This is a genomic window from Bradyrhizobium sp. AUGA SZCCT0169, from assembly GCF_018130085.1.
In the GTDB taxonomy this organism is placed as follows: Bacteria; Pseudomonadota; Alphaproteobacteria; order Rhizobiales; family Xanthobacteraceae; genus Bradyrhizobium.
Map to the genome: position 1 here is coordinate 309835 of NZ_JAFCMC010000003.1, position 25990 is coordinate 335824.

Here is a 25990-nt window from a genome sequence, read left to right on the forward strand (position 1 = left end):
TCCGCCAGAAACGATTAACCTTGCCTGGATTGCCGGACCGGGATTCGGGGCCGGTTGCGGGCGCGGCAGGGCAGCGTTGATGCGCTTGCGGTGGTCTCCAACTGGACCCATATTCCAATAGCCGATCCGCCGCTGGATCGGACCGGGAGCGGCGATCTGGAAAGCGTTGCTGGGTACCTTGTGGTGGTCGTTTTGGGGCCTTCGCGAGCGTGCGACGATGCGCTGTCCGGTTTCCCATGGGAATGTCGAACGCCTGAGCCATGTTGCAGTTTAACTCCAAAGCCTATTCGTCCGCGCCCGCCGCGACCGCCGTCTCTGCTCCCCGGATGAGCAATGACGAAAACCGCAATGCGGGGACGAACGGTCCGTCGACCTCGGTCATCACCAAGGTCAAGCCGAAGACCAAGCGTCCGAATCTCTATCGTGTCCTGATCCTGAACGACGATTACACGCCGATGGAGTTCGTGGTTCATGTGCTGGAGAAGTTCTTCCAGAAGGACGCGGAAGCCGCCACCAAGATCATGCTTCATGTCCATCACCACGGTATCGGCGAGTGCGGCGTTTTCACTTACGAAATCGCCGAGACCAAAGTGACGCAGGTGATGGATTTTGCGCGCAAGCATCAGCATCCCCTGCAATGCGTGATGGAAAAGAAATAGCCGCTGCACCCGCCTCGACCGGCTAAAAGGCGACCGGCTAAAAGGAACGGGTCTTGCATTGTTCCGCCCCGGAGGAAGCAGGCGGCAACCCAGTAGTTTTTCGGGTTGGTTCTCGTATCGCGGTGGTGCGAAAGTTTAGAGAAAAACCACTGTTCACGGAACCTGTCTTTCGCCACGATCGTGCGTAACTATATGACACGGGACGACGAAGGTTGTTGTTGCCTGACCGGGTAATGGCGATCATGATGACCGGGGGCCACAGAGGACGCGAATGCCAACTTTTTCCCAAAGCCTTGAACAATCCCTGCATCGTGCGCTGGCGATTGCAAACGAGCGGCATCATCAATACGCGACGCTCGAACACCTGCTGTTGTCGCTGATCGATGACTCGGATGCTGCCGCGGTCATGCGTGCCTGCAGCGTCGATCTCGACAAGCTGCGCACCAGCCTCGTCAATTATCTCGAGACCGAATTCGAAAATCTGGTGACGGACGGGGCCGACGACGCCAAGCCGACCGCCGGTTTCCAGCGCGTGATCCAGCGCGCGGTGATTCACGTCCAGTCGTCCGGTCGCGAAGAAGTGACCGGCGCCAACGTACTGATCGCGATCTTCGCGGAGCGCGAAAGCCACGCCGCCTATTTCCTGCAGGAGCAGGACATGACGCGGTACGACGCGGTCAACTACATCAGCCATGGCATTGCCAAGCGTCCCGGCGTTTCCGAGGCGCGGCCGGTTCGCGGCGTCGACGAGGAGACCGAGACCAAGGGCAACGAGGACGCCAAGAAAAAGGGCGAGGCGCTCGATACCTACTGCGTCAACCTCAACAAGAAGGCGCGCGACGGCAAGATCGATCCCGTCATCGGACGCAACGCCGAAATCAACCGGGCGATCCAGGTGCTGTGCCGCCGGCAGAAGAACAATCCGCTGTTCGTCGGCGAAGCCGGCGTCGGTAAGACCGCGATCGCCGAAGGCCTTGCCAAGCGCATCGTCGACTCGGAAGTGCCGGAAGTGCTGGCCGCGGCGACCGTGTTCTCGCTCGACATGGGCACGCTGCTCGCGGGCACGCGCTATCGCGGCGATTTTGAGGAGCGGCTCAAACAGGTTTTAAAGGAACTGGAGGCGCATCCGAACGCGATCCTGTTCATCGACGAGATCCACACCGTGATCGGCGCCGGCGCCACTTCCGGCGGCGCGATGGATGCATCCAATCTGCTCAAGCCGGCGCTGGCATCGGGCACGATCCGCTGCATGGGTTCGACCACCTACAAGGAATACCGTCAGCATTTCGAAAAGGATCGCGCGCTGGTGCGCCGGTTCCAGAAGATCGACGTCAACGAGCCGACGGTGGAAGACGCCATCGCGATCCTCAAGGGCCTGAAGCCATATTTCGAGGACTACCATCGGCTGAAATACACCAACGAGGCGATCGAGGCCGCGGTGCAATTGTCGTCGCGCTACATCCACGACCGCAAGCTGCCGGACAAGGCGATCGACGTGATCGACGAGTCGGGCGCGGCGCAGATGCTGGTGGCCGAGAACAAGCGCAAGAAGACCATCGGCATCAAGGAGATCGAGACCACGATCGCGACCATGGCGCGGATTCCGCCCAAGAGCGTATCGAAGGACGATGCCGAGGTGCTCAAGCATCTCGAGCAGACCCTGAAGCGCGTGGTGTTCGGCCAGGACAAGGCAATCGACGCGCTGTCGGCGTCGATCAAGCTGGCGCGTGCCGGCCTGCGCGAGCCGGAAAAGCCGATCGGCTCCTACCTGTTCTCCGGTCCGACCGGCGTCGGCAAGACCGAAGTGGCAAAGCAGCTGGCGGCGTCGCTTGGCGTCGAACTCATCCGCTTCGACATGTCCGAATATATGGAGCGGCACACGGTGTCGCGCCTGATCGGCGCGCCTCCGGGCTATGTCGGCTTCGACCAGGGCGGCCTGCTCACCGACGGCGTGGACCAGCATCCGCATTGCGTGGTGCTGCTCGACGAAATCGAGAAGGCGCATCCGGATCTGTACAACGTGCTGCTGCAGATCATGGATCATGGCCGGCTCACCGATCACAACGGCAAGCAGGTCAATTTCCGCAACGTGATCCTGATCATGACCACCAACGCGGGTGCGGCCGACCTCGCGCGCCAGGCCTTCGGCTTCACGCGCAGCAAGCGGGAAGGCGACGACCACGAAGCGATCAACCGGCAGTTCGCGCCGGAATTCCGCAACCGCCTCGATGCCATCGTCTCGTTCGCCCATCTCAATGCCGATGTCATCGGCATGGTGGTGGAGAAGTTCGTGCTCCAGCTCGAGGCCCAGCTGGCCGATCGCGACGTCACCATCGAATTGTCGGAACCCGCCAAGGCCTGGCTGATCGAACATGGTTACGACGAGCAGATGGGCGCGCGTCCGATGGCGCGCGTCATCCAGGAGCACATCAAGAAGCCGCTCGCCGATGAAGTGCTGTTCGGCCGGCTCAAGGGTGGCGGCCATGTCCGCGTCGTGCTGATCAAGGACGAGGCGGAAGACAAGGACAAGATCGGCTTCGAATTCGTCGAAGGGCCGGTGACGCCGAAGCCGGAGAAGCTGCCCGGTGCGCGCAAGCGCGCCACGCCGCGGAAGCCGAAGTCGGGTCCCAATGGCGGCGGCGGCTCCAATGGGCCGGCCTCGCGGGGGCCGCTGGTCAAGGTCTGAGCGACTCTAAGTCTGAGCGGCTCTCACCGTTATGAATTGAAGAAGCCGGCGGGTGACCGCCGGCTTTTTGCTGGGCTGCATCTATTAAGACGGGTCAGCGTTCGCCGAGCAGCTCGTTGATGCGGCGCTGAAGCTGCCGCTTCTTGATTTCGCTCTTGCGCAGCCGCTCCTCCAGATCGGAGACCGGCGCGGCAGGAGTTTCGCCGCTGAAGGCGAGGCCGACGAAGTTGTCGCGCCACCACACCACCTTGGCGAGGAAGGATCGGCCTTTCCGTGCGATGCGAAGCGAGATCTGCTCCTTCGGCGAGATCTGTTCCCTTAGCACGTCGGCGGTGTTGCTGAATTCGACGCTGGCGCCCTTGTCGGAGATGTTGCGGACGATGCATTCGCGGCTCGTGCCGTTCTCGCCGATTTCCGCGACGCCGCCGTAAATCACCTTGTCGCGCGCGTTTTCGCGTCGGTCCTGCATCGATATCTCCCAATCAAAGGAAGACTTTTACGCCGCTTTATCGGCCGCGAAAGGCTTTGGCCGGCAAAAAGCGGCGTTAACGTAAACCAACATCGGCGGCGATGGCGGCGATTCAGTGCCGTGCGGGACCCTGGGTAGATCCGCCGGGACAAAAGTCGTCGCCTCTGAGCAGGTTAATCCGCCCGAAACGCGAATTGGATAAAATCCGGAATATCTCGTTGGCCCTATTTTATCACCTCAAGCTGTACCTCTGCTTCCGTTCAACGACGGGAAGTTGGTATGTTTCGGCGCGGTGGTATCGCACTCTGGGTGCTCGTCGTACAGCTAGCCCCAGCTCCGTCGCTCGCGGCTGACCAATGTTCGCTGGAACTCCTGCAGGCCAATGCGGCCCGGGCTGCCGAGGTCTGCACGTTGGTGCTGAACGCGGACGAGACCACGACGGCCTCCCGGGTCGCTGCCCTGAAGATCCGCGGCCGTGCCATGCAGCGTTTGGACCGCTATCCCGATGCCATCGCGGACTATGAGACGGGTCTGCGGATCGCACCGGATGATGCGGAACTGCATTTGCGCCGCGGCTGGACGGCGTATGAAGAACTGCGCCGTGGAGGAGGATCTTATTTCGATCCGGGGCTTCAACCTGCGCTCGATCTCGCGCTCAAACAGGCCGCTCAGGCATTGAGGCTTAAGCCCGACTACCCCGATGCTTATCGTCTGATTGGTGTCGCGTTCGCAATGGCCGGTCCGGACAAATTTGCCGAGGCGAAGGCGGCTCACGATGAGGCGATACGGTTGGACCCGAACAACCCGGAAATGTGGTTCAGTCGCTTGATCATGCTGGAAGAAAATCGTCGCTTTCACGAAGCGATTCAGGACGCTGACGTTATCCTCCGGCTGCCCGCAGATCTGATTACCAAACCGCGGGCGGCGGAATCCTATTTGAAGTCGACCACCCACCGCATCGCAACAGCGATAAAGCGGGCCGAAATGCTCAGGAAGCTTGGACGGACAAACGAGGCTTGGCAGGCCTATAATATGGCGGCCGAGCTTGATCCCGATCCGATCACATACTCCCGGCGTGCCGAATTCAGGCTGTCGCAGATTGGTTTTTTTCCAGGGATGCCACCGCCACCCTTGGATGCCGTTCAGGCCGATCTTGATAAAGCGCTTGCACTCGATCCTGATTATTGGGTGAGCCACGAGCAGCGGGGGTACCTTCTTGTTATCCGTGAGCAGTACGACGCGGCCGCCACGGAATTCGCCCTTGCTCTCAAGCAATATCCCGAGAACGGGGGCTTGCGCTGGTCCTATGCGCTGGCACTACGAAAACTCGGACGAAGCGAGGAGGCGGCAGGGCAGGGGATCACGGCCTTCCGGATGGACCGCGGTTTCATGTTTCAGAAACTCGGCATGTTGAGGAGGCTCGGCTATCTCGCGGCCATTGCGCCGGATGCAGATCCGCGCCCGGCGATCATGGACGCGGCTCGCGCCTGCATGTTGGACGAAAGGTGCGGCTGATGAGGCAGCTTAGGTCGATCGGATGTTGTGCGGCCATCGTCATGGCCGGGGCACTTGGGTCTGTGCCGGCACAGGCGGCAGAGTCTGAACAGCCGGAGGCAGGTTTCATTGAGCTGCGCCCCAATCCCTGCATGCTCGCAAAATATACAGGGGGCAAAGCGTGCCAGTTGCCGGAACTCGCCGCGGGCGGTGATGTCGGGCAGCAGGCGGCCGCGCGCCTCAGCCGTGCCCGGTTCTACATTGATATGGGAGACAAGCAGAACGCATTCGTCGAGGCTGATGAAGCGTTGAAACTCGCCCTGGACGACGTGGATATTCGTCATCTTGTCGCGCGCCTGGCGATGTCGGCCGGGGACAACGCCCGCGCCGAACGCGAATTTGCAATCGCGCTGCAACAACGGCCTGACGATGCGAACATTCAGGCATCGAACGCGACACGTTTCCTGCTCACGAGCGAAACACAAGCGTTGCGCGCGTTCGACAAGATTGTGTCAGCGTTTCCCAAGCATCGCTATTCGCGGAAGTCGCGTGCGAAACTGTTGATGGACGCAGGGCGGGCTAAGGAAGCTATCGCCGATCTGGATGTCCTGCTCGCGGAGGACAGTCGCGATCCCAATCTGCTCGCGCTCCGCGGCAACGCCAACATCAGAGCGGGTAACGCGCGGCAGGCGGTGACCGACTTGACCGAAGCGCTCAAGCAGGATCCGGGGCGATACGATCTGGTGAGCGCCCGGGCTATCGCAAACGAAATCCTTGGCGACGACAAGGCGGCGCTGGCTGACTACGACACGCTTCTGGGACCGATCAGCGGCGGTCCGCCGAAATATGCGATCGGCGGCGACGAACTCGCGAAGTTTCGAATGCAGCGAGCATTCGTCTCGGTCCGCCTGAAGCGGTTTAACGATGCGGCGGTGGAAGCGGTCAATGCCTTGGAGGCGGGCGGTCGCCGCTCGTTCTTGCGGGCGCAAATATTTCTGCGTCAGAACGGCTTTCCGGAAGTCCCGCTCGACGGTCAGCCGTCGGAGGATCTCAGAAAGGCAATTCAAGCCTGCATGGCCCTGAATTCCTGCTTCGAGAAGGTCAGTGGCTCACTCTAGGGGTAAGATTATGGTTGGACGCGTCTCAATATCCAGATTGCTGTCGATTGGATTCGTGCTGGCTGGCGCCGTCAATGGACCATCCTTCGCTGAAGGCGCCGCAATCGAATCCAGATTGAAGGGGACCTACACGCCCTGGTGCGCGAAACACGGGTCGCTGTGCATCAGCCGGGCAGACGATCCCACGATGACGAACGGCTCGTTCAAGCATTTCGAGACAACCTATCGCACCGCCACGCCGACCGGACCTGCCAGCGCCGTCCCGATCAGCGTTGCGAGATCCGAGCGCCGGTAGGGCTTGGCAAGCAGCAGGACACCCCGGATCAAGCCGGCCATGGTGAATGATCGAATTCTCCGTGTAGCCTCGGCGTTTTGAAACGAAGATCGCGAGCGCGAACGGGATCGAAAAGTACGCCAGCGCGATCGCCGCGTCCGATACGACGTGCAGCCAGATCAGTTCGGGTTCCCACAAAAGGCATATTCCGCGCGGAGCATAGATCGACGTATTCAGGAGACGCTCGAAGAATGCCATCATGCCTGTCACCGTCAGCTGCGATTGGTTGTGGTTGGCTTTCGGGATTCACTGATTTCGGGGCCAATTGCCTCGCGGTCGGCAATTTCGGCTTCGATTCCCGGCGCGCGCGAGGCCGTGATCGTCGGGCGGACGAGTGGTTCGTCGTCAACGGTGGCAGGCCGATATGACCAGCCTTCCGCAAGGGCGGGACGCACGCGTCAATTGTTCGCGCGAATTGCTGTTGATCGGTTTTCTCCACGAATCACTGAAACTGCTTGAAATACTAGGACTAAGTTCCTCAATTGTCAGGGTCGTAGTACAGTGGGAACACGTCGAAGGCTTCGCACTGGATTGTGCATGTTGGCGACGCTGGCTTGCTTGGAGCAGGCTATCGCGGAGGACGCGACATCCGCGCCGACCGATGCCGCGCGGCGGGGCGTCGAGGAACCTGCGAAACAGCCAGACGCGACACCTCCAGAAGCGACACCTGCAGAGAAGCCCAAGGAGACCGCGCGCGAGAGCGATACGCGCGAGGCGCTGTGCCTGATGGTGGAATCGGCGGCGAGGGCGGCAAACCTGCCGCTGGAATTCTTCGCGCGCGTGATCTGGCAGGAGAGCCGCTTTCAATCCGATGCGGTGGGGCCGATGACCAGGAGCGGCCAGCGCGCGCAGGGCATCGCGCAGTTCATGCCGGGAACCGCGAACGAGCGGCGGCTGCTCGACCCCTTCGATCCCGTGCAGGCACTACCGAAATCCGCCGAGTTCCTCAGCGAGTTGCGCGATCAGTTCGGCAATCTCGGCTTAGCTGCGGCGGCCTATAATGCCGGCCCGAGGCGGGTGCAGGAATGGCTCGCCGGCACGGGATACATGCCGCAGGAAACCCGCAACTACGTCGTCGCCATCACCGGCTCAACGGTCGAGGAGTGGGCGACCGCGGGACGGAACGGCAAGATGCCGGAAGCCGCGCCAGCGTCCAGTTGCCGCGAACTGATGGCCTTGCTCAAGCGCGCGCCCAATCCCTTCGTGACGGGCCTCGAACAGCGCATCACGCTCTCCGCCGCGAAATTGTGGGGCGTGCAGCTCGCTGCTGGCTTCAACCGCGACAAGGCGCTGGCCATGTATGCGCGCGCGATGAAGCGACTGAGTGCTGTGATCGGCGACCAGGACCCGAGCCTGCTCAGTTCCGTGATGCGCAGCCGCGGTACCCGGGCCTTCTACCAGGTGCGGATCGGCGCGGACACGCGGCCGGCCGCGGATGATCTCTGCAACCGCATCCGCCGCGCCGGCGGGGCGTGCTTTGTGCTGCGGAACAGGGGCGTGCCGGGCTGAATTCACCTGGTGGATGGCGATTATACAATCGATCGATTGGACGAATAGACGCCCCCTCAGGCATCACCGTTGTACCGACAACGGAGAATGCAAAATGGGAACCATCGAGAACAAGGATACCATCCGCCGCATCTATCAGGCGCTGGAGACCGGCGATCGAAGCGTGTTCGGGGCGTCCGTGCATCCTGACTATGTCTGGCGCTTTCCGGGCCACAGCAGCTGGTCGAAACGCTTTAGCGGACAGGAAGAGGTCCGCACCAAGCTGCTCAAGCCGCTGTTTGCGCTGTTCGCGACCGAGTATCGGGCGCAGGCCATCAATCTGGTCGCCGAGGGCGATTACGTCGTGGCCGAAGCGCGCGGCGACGTGCAGACCAAGCGCGGCCAGCGCTACAACAACGAATACTGCTTCGTGTTCAAATTTCGCGGCGACAAGATCGCCGAGGTGGTCGAATATTGCGATACCGATCTCGAGGAGCGCGTGCTGGGCAACTACGATGACGCCGTCGGGCGGATGGCGGCGTCGTAAGGCCGCGGACGCGCGGCTGCATGCCAGCCCTGAGGCGGGCCGCGCTTGACGTCGCCTTGTTTCACTCCCGTTATGCCCGACAGGATTCACCCCCGGCCGGCTATACGTGGCGCTCCCTCCGCTCGACTCTGTGACATGGCAAAGCCCGTTGCGCGCCTTCGCATTGGGGATGCGCTCGGTTGCGACGACGGTTTTGACGCTGGTGCTGTTTGCGACCTATGTCGGCATCGGCGCGCTGGCCCATGACAGCCATTTCAGCCTGGGCTGGGTGCTCGGCAGCACGCTTCTGGTCTGGGCGGGCCCGGCACAGATCATCCTGATTACGACGCTGGGCTCGGGGGCAACGGTGGTGCAGGCCGCGATCGCGGTCGCCGTCAGCGCCATCAGGCTGTTTCCGATGGTGGTGTCGGTGCTGCCGACCATGCGGACATCAGGCACCAAGCGTCGTCATCTCTTGCTCGCGGCGCATTTCATCGCCGTCACGCTCTGGGTCGAGTGCCACCGGCTGTTGCCGCTGGTGCCGCGCGAGCGGCGCATCGCGTTCACGCATGGGCTCGGCTGCGGACTTCTCTTGGTCTGTCTGGTCGCGACCACGGTCGGCTACGGCCTGGCCGCCAATCTGCCGGTGCTGTTCGCCGCGGCGATCCTGATGTTGACGCCGCTGGCGTTCCTGCTTTCCACCGCGCGCAACTGCCGGCAGATATCGGACGTGCTGGCGCTGGTGCTCGGGCTCGCGCTGTATCCACTCGTCGCAACGCTGCAGACCGGCGTCGATATCCTGATCAGCGGTGTCAGCGCGGGCACGATCGCCTACGGCGCGCACTGGTGGCGGGCGCGCGCATGAGCGACTGGCTCGCAAATTTTCTGGGTGACCCCCACGCGCTGCTGGTGCTTGTCGTCGCAGGTTTCCTGCCCAACGAGGTCTGGCGCATGCTCGGGCTGTGGCTCGGCGGCGGCGTCGACGAGGGCTCGGAAGCGCTGATCTGGGTGAGGGCGGTGGCGACCGCGATCCTCGCCGGCGTCATCGCGCAGATCCTGGTGCAGCCGCCGGGCGCGCTCGCGAGCGTGCCGGACTGGCTGCGCTACGGCGCGGTCGCCGCAGGCTTTGCGGTGTTCATGCTGACGCGGCGGTCGATCTTTGCCGGCGTCGTTTCGGGCGAGGTCGCGTTGGTGGCGGGAAAATGGTGGCTCGGTTGATTGCAGGTGCCGCATAATCCGGTACTGTTCCTCCAACTCAGAAACGGCGAGGAACAGCATGAATTGGCGCGCAGTGGCGGCTTTGGCCTTTGGTTTGGTTACAGCCGCGTCGCAAGGGCAGGCGGCCGAATATCCGAGCCGCGCGATCAAGCTGATCGTGCCCTATGCGGCAGGCGGCCCGACCGACGTGCTCGGCCGCATGGTCGGCGAATTTCTCAGCCGCGACCTGAAGCAGCCGGTGGTGATCGAGAACAAGGCCGGCGCGCAGGGCGCGATCGGCGCCGAGGCCGCGGCGCGGGCCGAGCCCGACGGCTATACGCTGTTCTTCACGGCGGCATCGATCTTCGTGCTCAACCCGATGCTGTACAAGAAGCTGCCCTATGATCCGCAGCGGGATTTCCGGATGCTGGCGCTGATCACCGATCTGCCCGTGGTCATGGAGGTTCATCCCTCCGTGCCCGCCAAGACGGTCGCGGAGTTCGTGGCTTACGCGAAACAAAACCCCGGCAAGCTCAATTTCGGATCGGCCGGCACCGGCGGCACCATTCATCTCGCCGGCGAGATGTTCAAGCAGATGGCCGGCGTCGACATGGTTCATGTCGCCTACAAGGGCGCGGGCCCTGCGCTGACCGATCTGATATCGGGCAATATCCAGCTGATGTTCGACACGCTCGGCACCGCGCTGCCGCCGGTGAAGGGTGGGTTGCTGAGGGCGCTTGCGGTCAGCTCCGCACAACGTATCGCAGATTTGCCCGATGTGCCGACCATGGCCGAAAGCGGCTATCCGGAGTACGGCGTCAGCGTCTGGTACGGCGTTTCCGCGTCGTCAAAACTGCCTGACGATATCGCGCGAAAAATCACCGCCAGCCTCGACAAGGCGCTGGCCGACGATGCGTTCCGCGCCTCGCTGGAGAAGGTCGGCTTTCCGCCGCTGCGTCCGCGCAGCCAGGCGGAGATCGACCAGTTCATCTCAACCGACCGCGCGCGCTGGGCGGGCGTGATCAAGGCCCTCAACATCTCATTGGATTAGCGTTTTCGAGCGAACTGGGTACCGGTTCGCGTTAAGAAAACGCGTCAAACCTAAGAGCATTAGGATATGGTTCGGGAAAGCGAAATCCGTGAAGGCGAACTCGCCGTCGACATGCCGCCGGCGCGGGACGCTGGCCTTGTCTTCATCGGCCGCATCCGCACGCCCTGGAAATCGCGGCTGGAAACACCGCGGCAGGGCCGTCACGACGGCCCGGTGTGCCGGCTGGAGATCTTCGAGCCCTGGGTGCCCGCGATCAAGGGCGTCGACTTCTACTCCAATCTCGAAGTGATCTACTGGCTGCACCAGTCGCGCCGCGACCTCGTGCTGCAAAGCCCGAAGAACAACGGCAATACGCGCGGTGCATTCTCGCTGCGCACGCCGGTGCGGCCCAATCCGATCGGCACGTCCATTGTCAAGTTGGTCGGCGTCGAGGGCAACGTCGTCTTGGTGCGCGGCCTCGATTGCCTCGACGAGACGCCGCTGATCGACCTGAAACCCGACCGCTGCGAATTCACACCGCTGGCGCCGCCGCAGGCAGGGGATTTCGAGACGGAGTAGCTGGTTTCTCCGTCATTGCGAGGAGCGTAGCGACAAAGCAATCCACCTTTCCGTTATGCCGTGCGATGGATTGCTTCGCTTCGCTCGCAATGACGGTCGTGGTAGCGTGCGCTACCCCTTCAACGCTGCGATCAGCTTGGTCGCGTTGTCTTCCAGCACCTTGACGTCTTCCTTGCGGCTGGCGGGCGGCAGCATGGCGACGCCGTCGTGGCGTGGCAGCACGTGCATGTGGAGGTGGAAGACGACCTGTCCGCCGGCGGGTTCGTTGAACTGCTGGATGGTGATGCCGTCGGCCTTGAACGCCTTCATCGCGGCGGCGGCGATCTTGTGGGCGCCGCGGGCGACATGGGCGTAGTCGTCGGGCGTGATGTCGAGGATGTTGCGGGCGGGGGCCTTCGGCACCACCAGCGTATGGCCGGGCGAACGCGGCATGATGTCGAGGAAGGCGAACACATGCTCGTCCTCATAGACCTTGTGGCAGGGAAACTCGCCGCGCAGGATCTTTGCGAAGATGTTGTTGGTGTCATAGGCGGCGGACATGGTGGCTCCCTTAGGTTTGGTCTCATTCTCGGATCGGTATTGTAAAGGTCAAGCCTCGTCGGCGGCCTTGCGGAACGGCCCCGCCTCGGTGAGTTCCCGCCCGACCTCGGCCACATAGGCGCGTTCGCGCTTCAGATAGTCCGCGATCGCCCGGCGCAGATCGGGATCGGCGATGTAATGCGCCGAATAGGTCGTCTGCGGCAGATATCCGCGCGCCAGCTTGTGCTCGCCCTGGGCGCCAGCTTCCACCGTTTTCAGGCCGCGCTCGATCGCAAACTCGATGGCCTGATAATAGCAGACCTCGAAATGCAGGAACGGATGATGCTCGACCGCGCCCCAGTTGCGGCCAAACAGGGTATCGCCGCCGATGAAATTGATGGCGCCGGCGATCCAGCGACCGCCCCGCCGCGCCATCACCAGCAGTACGTCCCGGCTCATGCTCTCGCCGATCAGCGAGAAGAATTTTCGCGTAAGGTAGGGCCGGCCCCATTTGCGCGAGCCGGTCTCCATGTAGAACGCAAAGAAGGCGTCCCAGGCCTCCTCGGTGATACCAGCTCCGGTCAGGCGGTGGATGGTGATGCCGGCGGAGACGGCCTCGCGCCGCTCGCGCTTGATCGCCTTGCGGTGGCGGGAGTTCAGCGATCCCAAGAAATCATCAAAGGTCTTGTAGCCGTCATTGTGCCAGTGGAACTGCTGGTCGGTGCGCTGCAGGAATCCCTGGGCGCCGAGAAACTTCGCTTCCGCCTCGGGGGCAAACGTCACGTGCACGGAAGAGGCGTTGGTGGCGTTGCACAGCGCCATCAGACCTTGCGAGAGCGCCGTCCCGATCCGCTCGTGGTCGACGTCGCCGCGGATCAGCAGGCGTGGACCGGTGGCGGGCGTAAACGGCACCGAGGCCTGCAGCTTTGGATAATAGCGGCCACCGGCGCGCTCATACGCGTCGGCCCAGCCGCGGTCGAAAACATACTCGCCCTGCGAATGAGATTTCAGATAACAGGGAACGATGCCGGCGATCTTGCCATCGAGCCGGGCGAGCAGATGCCGCGGACCCCACCCGGTGCGGGCGCAGGCCGAGCCGGAGGCCTCGGCGGCGGCAAAAAAGGCATGTGAAACGAACGGGTTATAGGCAGGTTTTGAGTCGGCGCACGAATCACCTGACGCGCCGGGTGAAGCCAGCGTGTCGAGGTTTTCGAGGCTGTTCGGATCGCCCTTCGGATTGGCGCAGGCGTCCCATTCCGCAGCCGGGATATCGCTGGCGGAGGGGACGGCTTCGAGGGTGATTTCGGATGACGCCATCGAGAATTCGCAGCCGGTCCCTTGCGATCAGCCATCGCGATGGTGACCAAGTCAGGCAAAGATGTTGCATTGCGCCCGTGACTTCAAGGCCATGCGGTGCGGATCAGGTTCCTGGCGGGAAACTCCGAGCAGGAACTTCAAGGAACAAACCCCTCAAAGATCATCTGGTCGGCATATCGGGCGGCGCTGGCGCGCTGGTCCGGCGTGCGCACGGTCCAGGTCAGCAGCGGCAGGCCGAAAATATTGCGGGCGATCCAGGGCGCGGCCGCCGGCAGTTCGTTGACCCAATAGGCGACGAAATGCGGCCGGGTGCGGAAGGCGTGGCGCAGATGGGTCATGCCCCGGCGCTGCGCCGCCGACGCCTCCGGCCATTCGTCCTCGGTATATTCGCGCTCGGCCACGATGCCGCGGGGCAGCGAGGGGATCAATTCGCGCAGCGCCAGCACCTGGTCGGGGTCGAACGACATGCCGACTGCGGGTCCGGAATAGGTGGCGAGCACCTCGGCCATCCGCTTCACCAGCCTGCGATCGCCATCGAAATGGCTTTTGACCTCGATCACCAGCGGTACGCGGCCGGCGACCAGCGCGCAGAGGTCGCTGAGCGACATCATCCGCTCCGGCGTGTTCTTGAACTTCACGGCCTTCAGTTCGGCCGCGGTCTTGCCGAGCAACGCGCCCGAGCCCTCGGTGAGCCGGCCGAGCGCATTGTCATGGTGCACCATCGCCTCGCCATCGGCGGTGAGCTGGATATCGACCTCGATCGAGAAGTTTCCTGCGATCGCCGCCTGCACCGCGCCCGGCATGTTCTCGAGGATGCCGCGCGCGGCATCATGCAGGCCGCGATGGGCGACCGGCCGCGCCGTCAACCAGTCAGGTGCAGACACTCCGAATTCCCCTCAGGAGACCTCGAACACGCCGTCGACTTCGACCGCCGCATCGGAGGGAAGGGAAGAGACGCCGACGGTGGTGCGGGCATGGCGGCCCTTGTCGCCGAAGGCGGTGACCATCAGGTCCGAAGCACCGTTCAGCACCTTCGGCCCGTCGAAATAATCCGGCGCCGAATTGACGAAGCCGCCGAGGCGGACCACGCGCACCACCTTGTCGAGATCCCCGAGCGCGGCCTTGATCTGCGCGAGTAGGTTGACCGCGCAACCCTGTGCAGCGGCATAGCCCTGTTCGGTGGTGACGCCGGCGCCGAGCTTGCCCTTGGCGATCAGCTTGCCTTCGGCATCGGCGCACACCTGGCCGGAGACGAACAGCAGGTTTCCGGTGCGAACGAAGCCGACATAGTTCGCCATGGCGGCGCGGGGCTCAGGCAAGGTGATACCTTGTGCCGCCAGCTTCTGTTCGACCGTGCCCGCCATGTTTCGTCCCCGTTTGAATTGACCACACCTGAACCTTTTCAGGTCCGCTTTGTTTCGCGCATCGCGTCCGTGGTTGCAAGCGAGGGTGGATTGGAGGCGAACACCCGCAAGCGGCGGCAATTCCGAGAAACAGGCCGGAAAACGTGGCATTCCGACGTCAAATTCCTACGATTTCGTGACACCGCCCTAGTTGCGACGCAATAGAGCCGACAGTAATGTATCGAATCTTCCGCTGCACAAGGAGAACACATGGCTCGACCGTTCCGGATTCCGCCTCGTGCTTGGGTGCTGACAATCGCAGCCGTTGCAACAGGATCGGTTTTCCAGGCCGGGCCAGCGCTGTCAGCCGCAAGCGGGCCATTCCTTGCCCATCAGGCGCTCTACGAACTCAACCTGGTCAAGTCGCGCGGCTCCAACGCCATCAGCGGCGCGCGCGGGCGCATCCTCTACAATTTCTCCGGCAGCGCCTGCGAGGGCTACACCTCCGAATTCAGGCAGGTGTCGGAGCTCGACAGCGGCGAGGGCAAGCTGACGCTCAGCGATTTGCGCTCGACGTCCTGGGAGGATGCGGCAGGCAAGAGCTACCGCTTCAAGATCGACACGCGGATGAACGATACCGAATCCGCCCCGGTCGACGGCGTCGCCGAGCGGACCGGCGATCACATCACGGTCAAGCTGAAGCAGCCGGTGGCCAAGACGTTCAACCTCGAAGGCAAGATCGTGTTCCCGACCGAGCAGATCCAGCACATCATCGCGGCCGCGCGCGAAGGCAAGTCGGTGCTGGAACTGATGGTCTATGACGGCTCTGACAATGGCGAGAAGGTCTACAACACGCTGTCGGTGATCGGGCAGCCGATTCCCGGCACCAAGACCATCGCTTCGCCCGATCCCTCCACCGCGAACGACCAGATGAAATCGCTGACGCGCTGGCCGGTCACGGTGAGCTATTACGACCGCGACGCCAAGGCCAAGGATGGCGAGCAGACGCCGGTTTATGCGATGTCGTTCGAGCTATTCGAGAACGGCGTCTCCCGCGCGCTGATGCTGGATTACAATGACTTTGTCATTTCCGGCGCGATGGGGAAGTTTGACGTCAGGGATTCCAAGCCTTGTAAGTGACGGGTTGGTCGTCGGTGCTGCACTGAATTCCGTCATGCCCGGGCTTGTCCCGGGCATCCACGTTTTTGGCGCCGCGAAGAAGGAAGACGTGGATGGCCGGGTCAAGCCCGGCCATGACAAGATTAGTTACTCTTCCTCTTCCTCCTCTTCCTGCACCGGCCCCTTGTACGCAATGCCCCTGATCACGGCCGCATTGCCGAACTTCTTCCTCAGATCATCCATCGCGCGTTCGGCGTGGGCCGAGCGGCGATCCAGCATGTCGGTGTCGTCGGCCTGCGAGCCTGCGCGCAGCGCGCTGACGCCGGTGCCCATCAGGCGAAAGGCGGTGCCGTCGATCTCCTTCGCCAGCAATTCGCGGGACACCGCAAAGATCTTTGCCGCCAGTTGCGTCGGCGCCTGGATCGATTGCGAGCGGGTGCGCTGCCTGAAATCGGCGGTCTTCAATTTCAGCGTGATGGTCAATCCGGAAAGGTTGCTGCTTTTGAGGCGCGACGACACCTTCTCCGACAGCCGCCACAGCGTCCGCTCCAGCGTCGCGAAATCGCGGATGTCGTTATCGAAGGTGGTTTCGTTCGAAATGGTCTTGGCGCCGCGATCGGGCACCACCAGGCGGTCGTCGATGCCGCGCGCCAGCCGCCATAGCCTGCGGCCTTCGCTGGCGAACTGCTTCATCAGATCGACCTCGTCGGCGCGCTGCAGATCGGCGATGGTGCGAAAACCGCGCTGCAGCAGCTTTTCCTGGGTCGCGGGGCCGACGCCATAGATGAATCCGACCGGCCGGTCCGCTAGCATCTCGCGGGCTTCGGCCTGGTCGAGGGCGGCAAAGCCGCGGGGCTTGTCGAGATCGGAGGCGATCTTGGCGAGGAACTTGTTGCAGGACAGGCCGACCGACACGGTGATGCCGATGCCCCGTTCGACGTCACGGGCAAAGCGCGCCAGCACTTTTGCGGGGATCATGCCGTGGACGCGCTGGGTGCCGGAAAGGTCGAGAAACGCCTCGTCGATCGACAGCGGCTCGACCAGCGGCGTCAGCGTCTGCATGGCGTGGCGCACCTCGCGGCCGACCCGGACATATTTGGCCATGTCCGGCCGAATCACGATGGCGTTGGGACAAAGCGCCAGCGCCTTGAACATAGGCATCGCCGAGCGCACGCCAAACGTCCGCGAGATGTAGCAGGCGGCCGACACCACGCCGCGCTTGCCGCCGCCGATGATGACCGGCTTGTCGGCAAGTTCCGGGTTGTCGCGCTTTTCCACCGTCGCGTAGAACGCGTCACAATCGATATGCGCCATCGCCAGCGTCGGCAACGCATGGTGGCGAACCAGGCGAGGCGAGCCGCATTCACCGCACCGCCTGGCCTTGATGTCGAGGTCGCCGAGGCAATCCCGGCAAAAACAGCGCGGCCCCTGCGCCAGCGCGCTCACGGCACGTCACGCTCCCAATGCGGGTCGCCCAGCACCTGACGGGCGGCGGCGATGTTGGTCGGATGGAGCTCGGAGGCGGCCGCAAACTCCTTCACGGTTGCGTCATCGCGCATCACGAAATCCAGCACGCTGGCCAGAAATTGCGGGTCGGCGGCGGCCGTCCGGAGCGTCTCCGGGCCTAAACCGCTCTCGGCCAGAAACAGGCCCAGCCGCTCCGGATCGGACGCAATGAAGGACAACGCCTGAACCGCAACGATTTCAGCTACTTCCCGGGGGTTGTGAACAGGCTTTTTCAACAGACGGGTTTGCCTTTCCGTTAACTTATGGTCTCTAGTTTGACGGCCATCATGCCCGAGTCTGCGGAATGTGTTCAAGCAAGTGGAAACCGCTTCGCGAAAAGATGGCACTTGTTAGTAGAAAAACAGGACTCGGATTTAACGGGTTAGAGCGAATCTGGCGCTAGTTTGATTTCACTTTTCGACAAGCCCGGAAAGGCGGTGCGCAAGCACCCCAAGGCCGGGCCTGTTTCCTGGGACAAGGGAGGGACGGGATGGCCAAAACCGTCCTGATCGTGGAGGACAACGAGCTCAACATGAAGCTCTTTCGCGACCTGTTGGAGGCGCACGGCTATCAGACCTCGGGCACCAGCAATGGTTTCGAGGCGCTGGATCTCGTTCGCAAGCTGCGCCCCGATTTGATCCTGATGGATATCCAGTTGCCGCAGGTGTCCGGTCTCGAGGTGACGCGCTGGATCAAGGACGATCCGGAACTGCGCGCGATACCGGTCGTTGCGGTAACGGCGTTCGCGATGAAAGGCGACGAGGAACGCATCCGCGAAGGCGGCTGCGAGGCGTATTTGTCCAAACCAATTTCGGTCGGCAAGTTTATTGAAACGGTACGACGATTTATTGGGTAGTGGGAGTGAATTTCGATGTCTGCGCGTATCCTGGTCGTCGATGATGTTCCCGCCAACGTCAAGCTGCTGGAAGCCCGCCTGTCGGCCGAGTATTTCGATGTGCTGACCGCGACCAACGGCGCCGAGGCGCTGGAAGCTTGCGCGCGCGCCGAATGCGATATCATCCTGCTCGACGTCATGATGCCCGACATGGACGGCTTTGAGGTCTGCCGCCGGCTGAAGTCCAATCCGGCCACGCATTTCATTCCGGTTGTCATCGTCACCGCGCTCGACAGCCCGGCCGACCGCGTGCGCGGCCTCGAGGCCGGCGCCGACGATTTCCTGACCAAGCCGGTGTCCGACGTGGTGCTGATCGCGCGCGTCCGTTCGCTGACGCGGCTGAAGATGATGACCGATGAGCTGCGCATGCGCGCCATCACCTCGCTCGAAATCGGCATGGAAGCGCCCGAGCGCACCGCGGTGGCCGACAAGGGCATCGGCGGGCGTATCCTGCTGGTCGACGACCGCCCGTCATCCTACGAGCGGCTGGCGCCGCTGCTTTCCGCCGAGCACACCGTCGATGTCGAGGCCAATCCGGCCGAAGCGCTGTTTCATGCCGCCGAAGGCAATTACGACCTGCTGATCGTCTCGCTCAGCCTCGAAAACTACGACGGCTTGCGGCTGTGCAGCCAGGCACGCTCGCTGGAGCGCACCCGGCAGGTGCCGATACTGGCGATCTCGGATGCCGACAACAATGCGCGGCTGCTCCGCGGGCTCGAGATCGGCGTCAACGACTATCTGCTGCGCCCGGTCGACAAGAACGAATTGTTGGCGCGCGCGCGCACCCAGATCCGCCGGCGCCGCTATACCGACCATCTGCGCGACAACGTACAGAATTCGATCGAAATGGCGATCACCGACGCGCTGACCGGCTTGCATAACCGCCGCTACATGGAAAGCCATCTGGCATTGCTCGCCGAGCAGGCTTCGAGCCGCGGCAAGCCGCTGGCGCTGATGATCCTCGACATCGATTTCTTCAAGGCCATCAACGACAATTACGGCCATGACGGCGGCGACGACGTGTTGCGTGAATTCGCAGTGCGCATCCGCAAGTCGATCCGCGGCATCGATCTCGCCTGCCGCTATGGCGGCGAGGAATTCGTCATCGTGATGCCGGAAACCGACCTGCATGTTGCGGGCATGGTGGCGGAGCGGTTGCGCCGTTCGATCGTGGGCGAGAAGTTCGCCATCGCCAAGGGCACCAAGCGCATCGAGGTCACGGTCTCGATCGGACTATCGACGCTGGAGCGCAAGGGCGAGCCGATCGGCGACGTGCTCAAACGCGCCGACACGGCGCTGTACCGCGCCAAGCACGACGGCCGCAACAGGGTCGTGGTCTCGGCGGCGGCGTAAGCGCCGGCGTTGACCCTGGCTCGGTGTCATCACCCGCGCATGCGGGTGATCCAGTACGCCGCGGCTTCTCGATTCAATCGCTAACGTCTCTGGAATACTGGATCACCCGCATTCGCGGGTGATGACAGCATTTGTAATGGTCGCAGTCGGGCTACCGCCCACGCTTCACCGCGTCATACGCCAGCCGCTTGAATTCGAACGAGAACGGATGGACGAACGCCATCTGCCGCTGCGCCATCATCACGCCCGCCATGTTATGTCGCGGTGAGATCCACCATTGCGTGCCGGCGACGCCGCCCCAATAGAGCTCGCCCGACGCGTCGGGGTGGTCGAACGGCGTCGGCTTGACGATCAGACCGCCGGCCAGCGTGTGCGCCTTGCCGATCTGTTCGCCCATCAGGGCAAAGCGGATCCACTGACCTTCGGGCAATTGGTTGGTCAGCATCTGCGCGATGGTCTCCTGCTTGAGCAGGGTCTTGCCGCCGGGCAGCAGGCTGCGGATCAACGCAATCATGTCGGGCATCGTCGACACCAGTCCGCCGCCGCCGTTGAGCCGCGCAATGGGCCGCAGATAGGCGCCGGGGAAGGGCGCGTTATCGGTGCGGGTGAGGCCTGGCTTCATCGGCTCCATCATGTCGGCGCCGGCGTAGTAGGCGACCAGCCGGCCCTGATCCTTTTCCGGCACGACGAAACCGGTGTCGACCATGCCGAGCGGATCAAGGATGCGCGCCTGGATGAACTTGTCGAAGCTCTGGCCGCTGATGACTTCCACCAGCCGCGCCACCACGTCGATGGCAAGCGAGTATTCCCAGGACGTGCCCGGCTGATAGATCAGCGGCAGGTCGGCCAGCACGTCGACCATCTGGGCCAGCGTCGTCATGGGATTGTGGACGCCGCGCTCGTTGAGCGCCTTGAAGATGGTGGTGCCGGGATCGAAGAAACCGTAGCTCAGGCCGGAGCTGTGGCTGAGCAGCTGCCGGATGGTGATCGAGCCCTTCGCCGGTTCGGTGTCGTCGAGCGAAGTTGCGCCGGCGCGTAACACCTTCCGATTTCCGAGCTGCGGAATAAACTTCTCGATCGGGTCATCGAGCCGGAATTTGCCTTCCTCGACCAGCAACAAAGCGGCGCAGGACGTAATCAGTTTGGTGTTGGAAAAAATCCGGAAAATATGGTCGGTGCGCAGCGGCGTCTGCGCTTCCTTGTCGGCCCAGCCGACGCAGTTAACATCCACCAGATCGCGGCCGACCATGACAGCCCAGGAAATGCCGGACAGCAGATTGCCGTCGATATAGCGCTGCATGGCCGCGTGGGCCGGTTTGAAGTCGTAGCCCTTGGCGGTCACTTTCAGGTCTCCCATAGTGCTTCCTTCTTGGCCGCTACAATTCTTTTGTCGTCCCTGCGAACGCAGGGACCCATAACCACCGGCTTCGCTGGTAGTGGAAGGTAGCTACCACATTGCCTCACTGAAAGACCACGGCGTATGGGTCCCTGCGTGCGCAGGGACGACGATAGAGTGATTGCCTCACCGCGTTTTGACTTGCAGCTTTTTTTCGGCCCCGCCGTCATCAATCTGCACCCCGGCATTCCTGAGCAGCACAGTTGCGGCCGCCTTCGCCGCGCGCGCCATCGCCGGATCGTTGCGCACCAGATCCTGCGCGATCGAGCCGTCGACCAGGACGGCGAGCTGCGTCGCAAGGCCTTCCGCGTCGGGCACGCCGAGCTGCACGAGCAGATCGCGAAACCACAGACGGCGGCTTTCCTTGAACGCGATTGCGATCTTGCGGACGGATCGATCCTCATTGCCGAGTTCGGCCACCGCGTTGACGAACGGGCAGCCGCGAAAATCCTTGGCTGCAAAGCGCCGCTCCAGCGCATCGAAGGTGCCGAGAATCTGTTCGACGGGTGGCTTGTCGGACGGCCGGGGCTGCACGAAGCGGCGCGCCAGATAGGCCGAGATCAACGCATCCTTGGAGGGGAAGTGGTTGTACAGCGTGCGCTTGCTGATGCCGATTTCGGCCGCGATCGTATCGACGCCGACCGCGCGAATTCCCTGCAGATAGAACAGCCTATCCGCGGTTTCGAGAATCCGGTCCTTCATATCCGGTTTGGCGGGCAGGGGTGCCATGCGTGTGCGCGATATCCTTCCGCCTTGACAGTCGGGGGCCCTTATAGACTAGTTACACAGGTCTGTGTACCTATTTCAGATGCCAATTGCAGGACGCGGCTTTTGCATCGCGGCCGCTAGGGAGAATAAAAACAATGACCCTGCTGCAAATCCTGCGTCCCACGCTTCCCATCCTGATCGGCGCCTCCGTGATGCTCACCCTGAGCATGGGCCTGCGGCAGAGTTTTGGTATCTTCATGCAGCCGCTGACGAAGGACATCGGCATTTCCGTGTCGGATTTCACGCTGGCTTTGGCCGTGCAAAATCTCGCCTGGGGATTCCTGCAGCCGGTCGCCGGCGCCATGACGGTGCGCTACGGCTTCCGCCCGATCATGATCGTGGGCACGCTGATGTACATCGTCGGCCTTGCGCTGATGGCGACCGCGCACGGAATGGTCCCGATCCTGATCGGCGCGGGCGTGCTGATCGGCGCCTCGCTGGCCTGCACCGCCAATGCGATCGCGATGTCGGTCGCCGCGCGCGCCGTCCCCGCTACCGTCCGCAGCACCGTGATGGGCATGGTCTCGGCGGCGGGATCGCTCGGCGCGCTGGTGTCGGCGCCGATCGGGCAGCTGTTGAATGAAGGTTTCGGCTGGCGCGTCGGCGTCGCCGGCTTTGTGATCCTGTCGCTGTTCATGCTGCCGGCGGCCTGGTACGCGGGCAGGGCCGACAAGATCCCGCTGCCGCCCAAGGCCGCCGACGACATTGGCGACGCTTCGGCGGCAACCGCCGCCAAGATCGCGTTCGGCAACGCCTCGTTCGTGGTGATGACCTGCGCCTATTTCGTCTGCGGCATGCAACTCGTGTTTCTCACCACGCACCTGCCGTCCTATCTTCTGATCTGCGGCCTCGATCCGATGTTGAGTGCGCAAACGCTCGGCATGATCGGCGGATTCAACGTGCTGGGCAGCCTGTTCTTCGGCTGGGCCGGCCAGCGCTGGAACAAGCTGGCGCTGCTCGGCGGCATCTACATTTTCCGTTCGATCGCGCTCGCCTGGTACTTCATGCTGCCGGCAACGCCGGCGACCACGCTGTTGTTCGGCGCGATCATGGGATTCCTCTGGATGGGCGTTGGTCCGCTGGTTGCGGGCGCCGTCGCCGAAATGTTTGGCCTGAAATGGCAGGCGATGATCCAGGGCCTCGCCTTCATGAGCCACCAGCTCGGCTCGTTCCTCGGCGCCTATGGCGGCGGGCTGATCTACGACCAGCTCGGCTCCTACACCATGGCCTGGCGGATCGGCGTCGCGCTCGGACTTGCGGGCGGAATCATCCAGGTTGCGTTCGCGCTGATCAGGCCGAGCGAACCGCCAATGGTGAAAGTGGCGTAGGCCATCGTTCCCCGGACGCGGCGCAGCACGAAGTGGTGCGCTGCAGAGCCGGGGTCCATTCTTTGCACGGGTGGGTCCCGGCTCTGCGGTGCACCGCTGAAGAAGCGCTGCACCGCGTCCGGGACACGAACCCGGAATCAAAAACGGGGCCGTGAGGCCCCGTTCAAATCAGACAGCAGCGTTCGTACGCTTACTTGATCTTCGATTCCTTGAACTCGACGTGCTTGCGCGCGACCGGATCGTACTTCTTCTTGACCAGCTTGTCGGTCATGGTGCGCGAGTTCTTCTTGGCGACGTAGTAGAAGCCGGTGTCCGCCGTGGAAACGAGCTTGACCTTGATGGTGACCGCTTTGGCCATTGTTCAGAACCCTTGATGTGTGAAAATCGCGTGCCGGCCAAATCGGCCCGCATTTGCCGGGCAACCTAGCTTCTGATCGCCCAAAGTCAAGGTTTTCAGGCCGGAAACCTGCATGAATCGGGGTAATTAACCCTCAAAGAAGCGGTTTTTCGGCCTCGGCAGCCCTAAATTCTCCCGCAGGGTCCGACCCTCATACTCTTTCCGGAAAATCCCGCGCTTCTGCAGTTCCGGCACCACCTTGTCGACGAAATCGTTGAGGCCGGCGGGCAGGAACGGGAACATGATGTTGAAGCCGTCGCTGCCGCGACTCACCAGCCATTCCTCCATCTGGTCGGCGATGGTGGCAGGCGTGCCGACAAAGGAGAGCCCGCCATAGCCGCCGACGCGCTGGGCGAGCTGGCGCACCGTGAGCTTGTCGCGCGCCGCGACATCGACCAGTCGCTGGCGGCCGCTCTTGCTGGCGTTGGTTTCGGGGATTTCAGGCAACTGCCCGTCGGGATCGAAGCCGGAGGCGTCAGTGCCGAGCTGGACCGAGAGCGAGGCGATGGCGCTGTCGTAGTGCACCATGCTGTCGAGCTTGGCGCGCTTCTCCTTGGCCTCATCGACGCTGTCGCCGACCACGACGAACGCGCCCGGCAGGATGACGAGATGCTCGGGGTTGCGGCCGATCTTTTCCATCCGGCCCTTGATGTCGGCGTAGAGTTTTTGGGCATCGGGGAGGCTGCCGCCGCCGGTGAACACGGCTTCCGCGGTCTCTGCCGCCAGCTGCCGACCGTCATCGGAGGCGCCGGCTTGCACGATCAGCGGCCAGCCCTGCACGGGGCGGGCGATGTTGAGGGGACCGCGGACGCTGAGATATTTTCCCTTGTGGTTGAGCACATGCATCTTGGCGGGATCGAAATAGAGCCCGGATTCGACGTCGCGCACGAAGGCGTCGTCGGCAAAGGAATCCCACAGGCCGGTAACGACGTCATAGAATTCGCGCGCCCGCTTGTAGCGTTCGGCATGCTCCATGTGATCGTCGAGCCCGAAATTCAGCGCGGCGTCCGGATTGGAAGTGGTGACGATATTCCACCCCGCGCGCCCGTTGCTGATGTGGTCGAGCGAGGCGAAGCGGCGCGCAACGTGATAGGGCTCATCGAACGTGGTCGACCCTGTCGCGATCAGTCCGATATGTTCGGTGGCGCCGGCCAGCGCCGACAGCAGCGTGAACGGCTCGAACGAAGTCACGGTGTGGCTGCGCTTGAGCGCATTGACCGGCATGTTCAGCACGGCCAGATGATCGGCCATGAAGAAGGCGTCGAACTTGCCGGCCTCCAGTTTCTGAATCAGCTTCTTGATGCGCGGGAAATTGAAATTGGCGTCCGGCCAGGCCCCGGGATAGCGCCACGCACCGGTGTGGATAGAGACCGGCCGCATGAACGCGCCGAGCTTGAGTTGCCGTTGTGCCATGGCCCCGTTCCGTGTTCGTTGGTGTTGGGGAGAGAGATAGGCATGGGTGAAGGCCGCGCCATCGGGCGGGATGGGAAGAATTTTGCAATTTAAGGGACTGGAGGAGAAGGATTCGACGCTGCCAATACCGTCATTGCGAGCGGAGCGAAGCAATCCATGGCGCGGCATAACGGATAGGTGGATTGCTTCGTCGCAAGAGCTCCTCGCAATGACGGAAGAGAGAGCCGAGCCCTACGCCCCCAGCACGTCCTTTTGCATCTTGCCGCCATAGAAATGGAAGAACGGCACCGGTGCATCGTGGCGCAGCGGGCCGGTGGCGAGGCGGCGGTCGAGTTCGGCGAGCACGTTCTTGGTCATGGCATGCGCGTCGGCAAGCGGTTGCGAGCCGATCTCGACCCAGACCAATTCCACCAGTTCGGCGTCGGCGTGGACCACGCCCTCGACCTTGTGCGCGATGGCGGAAGCATCGGCGGTGAAGAAGCGGGTGTCGAAGCGGCGGACGCGGCCGGGCGGGGTGATCGCGCGTGCGATCAGGAACAGGCTGGACGGATCAGGCAGCAGGCCGGCATCCGAGAACGGCTGCCAGCCGCCTTCGAGTTTTACAGGTTTCTCGACCTTGCGGCCGAGGCAGAGACCGGTTTCTTCGCAGGCCTCACGGATCGCCGCGACCGCCAATGCACGCGCACGCGATGGCGCGATCTTCGGGCTGCCCTTGAGCAGATTGGCTTCGAGCTCACTGGTGATGGGGGCGGCGACGGGAACGCGGTTGTCAGACTTGTCGACACGGCCGCCGGGGAAAACGTACTTGCCCGGCATGAATACCACATTGTCGTGGCGCTTGCCGACCAGCACCTTCGGCTTGTCGCCGCTCCGGTCGATCAGGATCAGCGTCGCGGCGTCCTTCGGTCGGAAGTAGGGATGGTGATCGGCTTCTTTTTCTTCTTTTTGGGCAATCGCTGTATCGGTCATTCCATCCCCTAAGGCTCTTGTTTCTCCCGGTCTTATAGCGTTTTCGAGCGAAGTGGGTACCGGTTCGCGTCAAGAAAACGCGTCAAA

The 25990-nt window shown here is 62.8% G+C and carries 26 protein-coding genes and 1 pseudogene; 14 read left to right on the forward strand and 13 right to left on the reverse strand.

The features are described from left to right. Nucleotides 1–326: 326 nt before the first annotated feature. Nucleotides 327–659 (forward strand): ATP-dependent Clp protease adapter ClpS, encoded by a 333-nt coding sequence (clpS, locus tag JQ609_RS05330; protein ID WP_192733729.1) that lies wholly within the window; start codon nucleotides 327–329, stop codon nucleotides 657–659. A 271-nt stretch (nucleotides 660–930) separates the two neighbouring features. Further along, a complete protein-coding gene (gene clpA / locus JQ609_RS05335; RefSeq protein WP_212272260.1) occupies nucleotides 931–3345 on the forward strand; it encodes an ATP-dependent Clp protease ATP-binding subunit ClpA in 2415 nt (804 codons plus the stop codon). 94 nt (nucleotides 3346–3439) lie between these two features. On the opposite strand, the gene JQ609_RS05340 is transcribed toward clpA, so the two are convergent. Continuing rightward, nucleotides 3440–3814: a PilZ domain-containing protein gene (locus JQ609_RS05340; RefSeq protein WP_212272261.1), complete on the reverse strand. Its 375-nt coding sequence runs from the start codon at nucleotides 3812–3814 to the stop codon at nucleotides 3440–3442. Nucleotides 3815–4093: 279 nt separating this feature from the next. Here JQ609_RS05340 and JQ609_RS05345 point away from each other — a divergent pair, with 279 nt between their 5' ends. Continuing rightward, nucleotides 4094–5329: a tetratricopeptide repeat protein gene (locus JQ609_RS05345; RefSeq protein ID WP_212272262.1), complete on the forward strand. Its 1236-nt coding sequence runs from the start codon at nucleotides 4094–4096 to the stop codon at nucleotides 5327–5329. Between the two features lie 41 nt (nucleotides 5330–5370). Beyond that, nucleotides 5371–6426: a lipopolysaccharide assembly protein LapB gene (locus JQ609_RS05350; RefSeq protein ID WP_212272263.1), complete on the forward strand. Its 1056-nt coding sequence runs from the start codon at nucleotides 5371–5373 to the stop codon at nucleotides 6424–6426. Between the two features lie 364 nt (nucleotides 6427–6790). On the opposite strand, the pseudogene JQ609_RS34900 reads toward JQ609_RS05350, so the two are convergent. Continuing rightward, a pseudogene (locus JQ609_RS34900) lies at nucleotides 6791–6961 on the reverse strand (hybrid sensor histidine kinase/response regulator); the annotation flags it as partial. A gap of 336 nt (nucleotides 6962–7297) precedes the next feature. On the opposite strand from JQ609_RS34900, the gene JQ609_RS05355 reads away from it, so the two are divergent. The 6 genes from JQ609_RS05355 to tsaA all read left to right on the forward strand — a co-directional run bounded on the left by JQ609_RS05355 (nucleotide 7298) and on the right by tsaA (nucleotide 11580). Beyond that, a complete protein-coding gene (locus JQ609_RS05355; RefSeq protein WP_212272264.1) occupies nucleotides 7298–8269 on the forward strand; it encodes a lytic transglycosylase domain-containing protein in 972 nt (323 codons plus the stop codon). Nucleotides 8270–8363: 94 nt separating this feature from the next. Then, nucleotides 8364–8795 (forward strand): nuclear transport factor 2 family protein, encoded by a 432-nt coding sequence (locus tag JQ609_RS05360; RefSeq protein WP_212272265.1) that lies wholly within the window; start codon nucleotides 8364–8366, stop codon nucleotides 8793–8795. 106 nt (nucleotides 8796–8901) lie between these two features. Beyond that, nucleotides 8902–9639 carry an AzlC family ABC transporter permease gene (locus JQ609_RS05365; protein WP_212272266.1) on the forward strand — a complete coding sequence of 246 codons (738 nt, stop codon included), beginning with the start codon at nucleotides 8902–8904 and terminating at the stop codon, nucleotides 9637–9639. Next, on the forward strand, nucleotides 9636–9992 hold the full coding sequence (locus tag JQ609_RS05370) for an AzlD domain-containing protein (protein ID WP_212212381.1): 357 nt from the start codon (nucleotides 9636–9638) through the stop codon (nucleotides 9990–9992). Before JQ609_RS05365 ends, JQ609_RS05370 begins: the two co-directional genes overlap by 4 nt. 58 nt (nucleotides 9993–10050) lie before the next feature. Then, nucleotides 10051–11022, forward strand: a complete 972-nt coding sequence (locus JQ609_RS05375; protein ID WP_212272267.1) for a tripartite tricarboxylate transporter substrate binding protein — start codon at nucleotides 10051–10053, stop codon at nucleotides 11020–11022. 66 nt (nucleotides 11023–11088) lie between these two features. After that, on the forward strand, nucleotides 11089–11580 hold the full coding sequence (gene tsaA, locus JQ609_RS05380) for a tRNA (N6-threonylcarbamoyladenosine(37)-N6)-methyltransferase TrmO (RefSeq protein ID WP_212212375.1): 492 nt from the start codon (nucleotides 11089–11091) through the stop codon (nucleotides 11578–11580). A 111-nt stretch (nucleotides 11581–11691) separates the two neighbouring features. On the opposite strand, the gene JQ609_RS05385 is transcribed toward tsaA, so the two are convergent. From JQ609_RS05385 to JQ609_RS05400, 4 genes are all read right to left on the reverse strand, one after another. Continuing rightward, nucleotides 11692–12120 (reverse strand): HIT family protein, encoded by a 429-nt coding sequence (locus JQ609_RS05385; protein ID WP_212212369.1) that lies wholly within the window; start codon nucleotides 12118–12120, stop codon nucleotides 11692–11694. A gap of 48 nt (nucleotides 12121–12168) precedes the next feature. Then, a complete protein-coding gene (locus tag JQ609_RS05390) occupies nucleotides 12169–13416 on the reverse strand; it encodes a GNAT family N-acetyltransferase (RefSeq protein ID WP_212212367.1) in 1248 nt (415 codons plus the stop codon). 137 nt (nucleotides 13417–13553) lie between these two features. Beyond that, nucleotides 13554–14300 (reverse strand): glycerophosphodiester phosphodiesterase, encoded by a 747-nt coding sequence (locus tag JQ609_RS05395; RefSeq protein ID WP_212272268.1) that lies wholly within the window; start codon nucleotides 14298–14300, stop codon nucleotides 13554–13556. Between the two features lie 12 nt (nucleotides 14301–14312). Then, nucleotides 14313–14780: a RidA family protein gene (locus JQ609_RS05400; protein ID WP_192733716.1), complete on the reverse strand. Its 468-nt coding sequence runs from the start codon at nucleotides 14778–14780 to the stop codon at nucleotides 14313–14315. Between the two features lie 249 nt (nucleotides 14781–15029). On the opposite strand from JQ609_RS05400, the gene JQ609_RS05405 reads away from it, so the two are divergent. Beyond that, nucleotides 15030–15899: a cell envelope integrity EipB family protein gene (locus tag JQ609_RS05405; RefSeq protein WP_212212352.1), complete on the forward strand. Its 870-nt coding sequence runs from the start codon at nucleotides 15030–15032 to the stop codon at nucleotides 15897–15899. Nucleotides 15900–16025: 126 nt separating this feature from the next. Here JQ609_RS05405 and JQ609_RS05410 read toward each other — a convergent pair whose 3' ends face one another. After that, nucleotides 16026–17324 (reverse strand): DNA polymerase IV, encoded by a 1299-nt coding sequence (locus JQ609_RS05410; protein ID WP_212272269.1) that lies wholly within the window; start codon nucleotides 17322–17324, stop codon nucleotides 16026–16028. Further along, nucleotides 17321–17620, reverse strand: coding sequence for a DUF3572 domain-containing protein (locus JQ609_RS05415; RefSeq protein ID WP_212212462.1), 300 nt, complete (start codon nucleotides 17618–17620; stop codon nucleotides 17321–17323). The genes JQ609_RS05410 and JQ609_RS05415 overlap by 4 nt, the downstream gene beginning before the upstream one ends. Nucleotides 17621–17874: 254 nt before the next feature. Between JQ609_RS05415 and JQ609_RS05420 the strand changes: the two genes are divergently transcribed. Then, nucleotides 17875–18240, forward strand: a complete 366-nt coding sequence (locus JQ609_RS05420; RefSeq protein WP_027538546.1) for a response regulator — start codon at nucleotides 17875–17877, stop codon at nucleotides 18238–18240. 15 nt (nucleotides 18241–18255) lie between these two features. After that, the gene (locus JQ609_RS05425; RefSeq protein ID WP_212272270.1) at nucleotides 18256–19632 is read left to right on the forward strand and encodes a PleD family two-component system response regulator; all 1377 of its coding nucleotides are present in this window, start codon (nucleotides 18256–18258) and stop codon (nucleotides 19630–19632) included. 151 nt (nucleotides 19633–19783) lie between these two features. On the opposite strand, the gene JQ609_RS05430 is transcribed toward JQ609_RS05425, so the two are convergent. Both JQ609_RS05430 and JQ609_RS05435 read right to left on the reverse strand, forming a co-directional pair. Beyond that, nucleotides 19784–20989, reverse strand: coding sequence for a serine hydrolase domain-containing protein (locus JQ609_RS05430; protein WP_249127655.1), 1206 nt, complete (start codon nucleotides 20987–20989; stop codon nucleotides 19784–19786). A 165-nt stretch (nucleotides 20990–21154) separates the two neighbouring features. Beyond that, nucleotides 21155–21757 (reverse strand): TetR/AcrR family transcriptional regulator, encoded by a 603-nt coding sequence (locus JQ609_RS05435; protein WP_212272271.1) that lies wholly within the window; start codon nucleotides 21755–21757, stop codon nucleotides 21155–21157. A gap of 134 nt (nucleotides 21758–21891) precedes the next feature. On the opposite strand from JQ609_RS05435, the gene JQ609_RS05440 reads away from it, so the two are divergent. Beyond that, nucleotides 21892–23124: an MFS transporter gene (locus JQ609_RS05440; protein ID WP_212272272.1), complete on the forward strand. Its 1233-nt coding sequence runs from the start codon at nucleotides 21892–21894 to the stop codon at nucleotides 23122–23124. A gap of 190 nt (nucleotides 23125–23314) precedes the next feature. Here the strand turns inward: JQ609_RS05440 and rpmG are convergent, their stop codons facing one another. From rpmG to JQ609_RS05455, 3 genes are all read right to left on the reverse strand, one after another. Continuing rightward, nucleotides 23315–23482, reverse strand: coding sequence for a 50S ribosomal protein L33 (gene rpmG, locus JQ609_RS05445; RefSeq protein WP_027537094.1), 168 nt, complete (start codon nucleotides 23480–23482; stop codon nucleotides 23315–23317). Between the two features lie 126 nt (nucleotides 23483–23608). Beyond that, the gene (locus JQ609_RS05450; protein WP_212272273.1) at nucleotides 23609–24934 is read right to left on the reverse strand and encodes an LLM class flavin-dependent oxidoreductase; all 1326 of its coding nucleotides are present in this window, start codon (nucleotides 24932–24934) and stop codon (nucleotides 23609–23611) included. 231 nt (nucleotides 24935–25165) lie between these two features. Continuing rightward, nucleotides 25166–25903, reverse strand: coding sequence for an NUDIX domain-containing protein (locus JQ609_RS05455; RefSeq protein ID WP_212272274.1), 738 nt, complete (start codon nucleotides 25901–25903; stop codon nucleotides 25166–25168). Nucleotides 25904–25990: the final 87 nt, after the last annotated feature.

Excerpts from the sequence above, each read along its gene's own strand:
- JQ609_RS05390 (WP_212212367.1), bottom strand. The coding sequence starts at position 13,416 with ATGGCGTCATCCGAAATCACCCTCGAAGCCGTCCCCTCCGCCAGCGAT.
- JQ609_RS05350 (WP_212272263.1), top strand. The coding sequence starts at position 5,371 with ATGGCCGGGGCACTTGGGTCTGTGCCGGCACAGGCGGCAGAGTCTGAA.
- JQ609_RS05355 (WP_212272264.1), top strand. The coding sequence starts at position 7,298 with ATGTTGGCGACGCTGGCTTGCTTGGAGCAGGCTATCGCGGAGGACGCG.
- JQ609_RS05430 (WP_249127655.1), bottom strand. The coding sequence starts at position 20,989 with ATGGGAGACCTGAAAGTGACCGCCAAGGGCTACGACTTCAAACCGGCC.
- clpA (WP_212272260.1), top strand. The coding sequence starts at position 931 with ATGCCAACTTTTTCCCAAAGCCTTGAACAATCCCTGCATCGTGCGCTG.
- JQ609_RS05345 (WP_212272262.1), top strand. The coding sequence starts at position 4,094 with ATGTTTCGGCGCGGTGGTATCGCACTCTGGGTGCTCGTCGTACAGCTA.
- JQ609_RS05385 (WP_212212369.1), bottom strand. The coding sequence starts at position 12,120 with ATGTCCGCCGCCTATGACACCAACAACATCTTCGCAAAGATCCTGCGC.
- JQ609_RS05455 (WP_212272274.1), bottom strand. The coding sequence starts at position 25,903 with ATGACCGATACAGCGATTGCCCAAAAAGAAGAAAAAGAAGCCGATCAC.
- tsaA (WP_212212375.1), top strand. The coding sequence starts at position 11,089 with ATGGTTCGGGAAAGCGAAATCCGTGAAGGCGAACTCGCCGTCGACATG.
- JQ609_RS05400 (WP_192733716.1), bottom strand. The coding sequence starts at position 14,780 with ATGGCGGGCACGGTCGAACAGAAGCTGGCGGCACAAGGTATCACCTTG.
- rpmG (WP_027537094.1), bottom strand. The coding sequence starts at position 23,482 with ATGGCCAAAGCGGTCACCATCAAGGTCAAGCTCGTTTCCACGGCGGAC.
- JQ609_RS05375 (WP_212272267.1), top strand. The coding sequence starts at position 10,051 with ATGAATTGGCGCGCAGTGGCGGCTTTGGCCTTTGGTTTGGTTACAGCC.
- JQ609_RS05360 (WP_212272265.1), top strand. The coding sequence starts at position 8,364 with ATGGGAACCATCGAGAACAAGGATACCATCCGCCGCATCTATCAGGCG.
- JQ609_RS05370 (WP_212212381.1), top strand. The coding sequence starts at position 9,636 with ATGAGCGACTGGCTCGCAAATTTTCTGGGTGACCCCCACGCGCTGCTG.
- JQ609_RS05450 (WP_212272273.1), bottom strand. The coding sequence starts at position 24,934 with ATGGCACAACGGCAACTCAAGCTCGGCGCGTTCATGCGGCCGGTCTCT.
- JQ609_RS05435 (WP_212272271.1), bottom strand. The coding sequence starts at position 21,757 with ATGGCACCCCTGCCCGCCAAACCGGATATGAAGGACCGGATTCTCGAA.
- JQ609_RS05340 (WP_212272261.1), bottom strand. The coding sequence starts at position 3,814 with ATGCAGGACCGACGCGAAAACGCGCGCGACAAGGTGATTTACGGCGGC.
- JQ609_RS05425 (WP_212272270.1), top strand. The coding sequence starts at position 18,256 with ATGTCTGCGCGTATCCTGGTCGTCGATGATGTTCCCGCCAACGTCAAG.
- clpS (WP_192733729.1), top strand. The coding sequence starts at position 327 with ATGAGCAATGACGAAAACCGCAATGCGGGGACGAACGGTCCGTCGACC.
- JQ609_RS05405 (WP_212212352.1), top strand. The coding sequence starts at position 15,030 with ATGGCTCGACCGTTCCGGATTCCGCCTCGTGCTTGGGTGCTGACAATC.
- JQ609_RS05440 (WP_212272272.1), top strand. The coding sequence starts at position 21,892 with ATGACCCTGCTGCAAATCCTGCGTCCCACGCTTCCCATCCTGATCGGC.
- JQ609_RS05420 (WP_027538546.1), top strand. The coding sequence starts at position 17,875 with ATGGCCAAAACCGTCCTGATCGTGGAGGACAACGAGCTCAACATGAAG.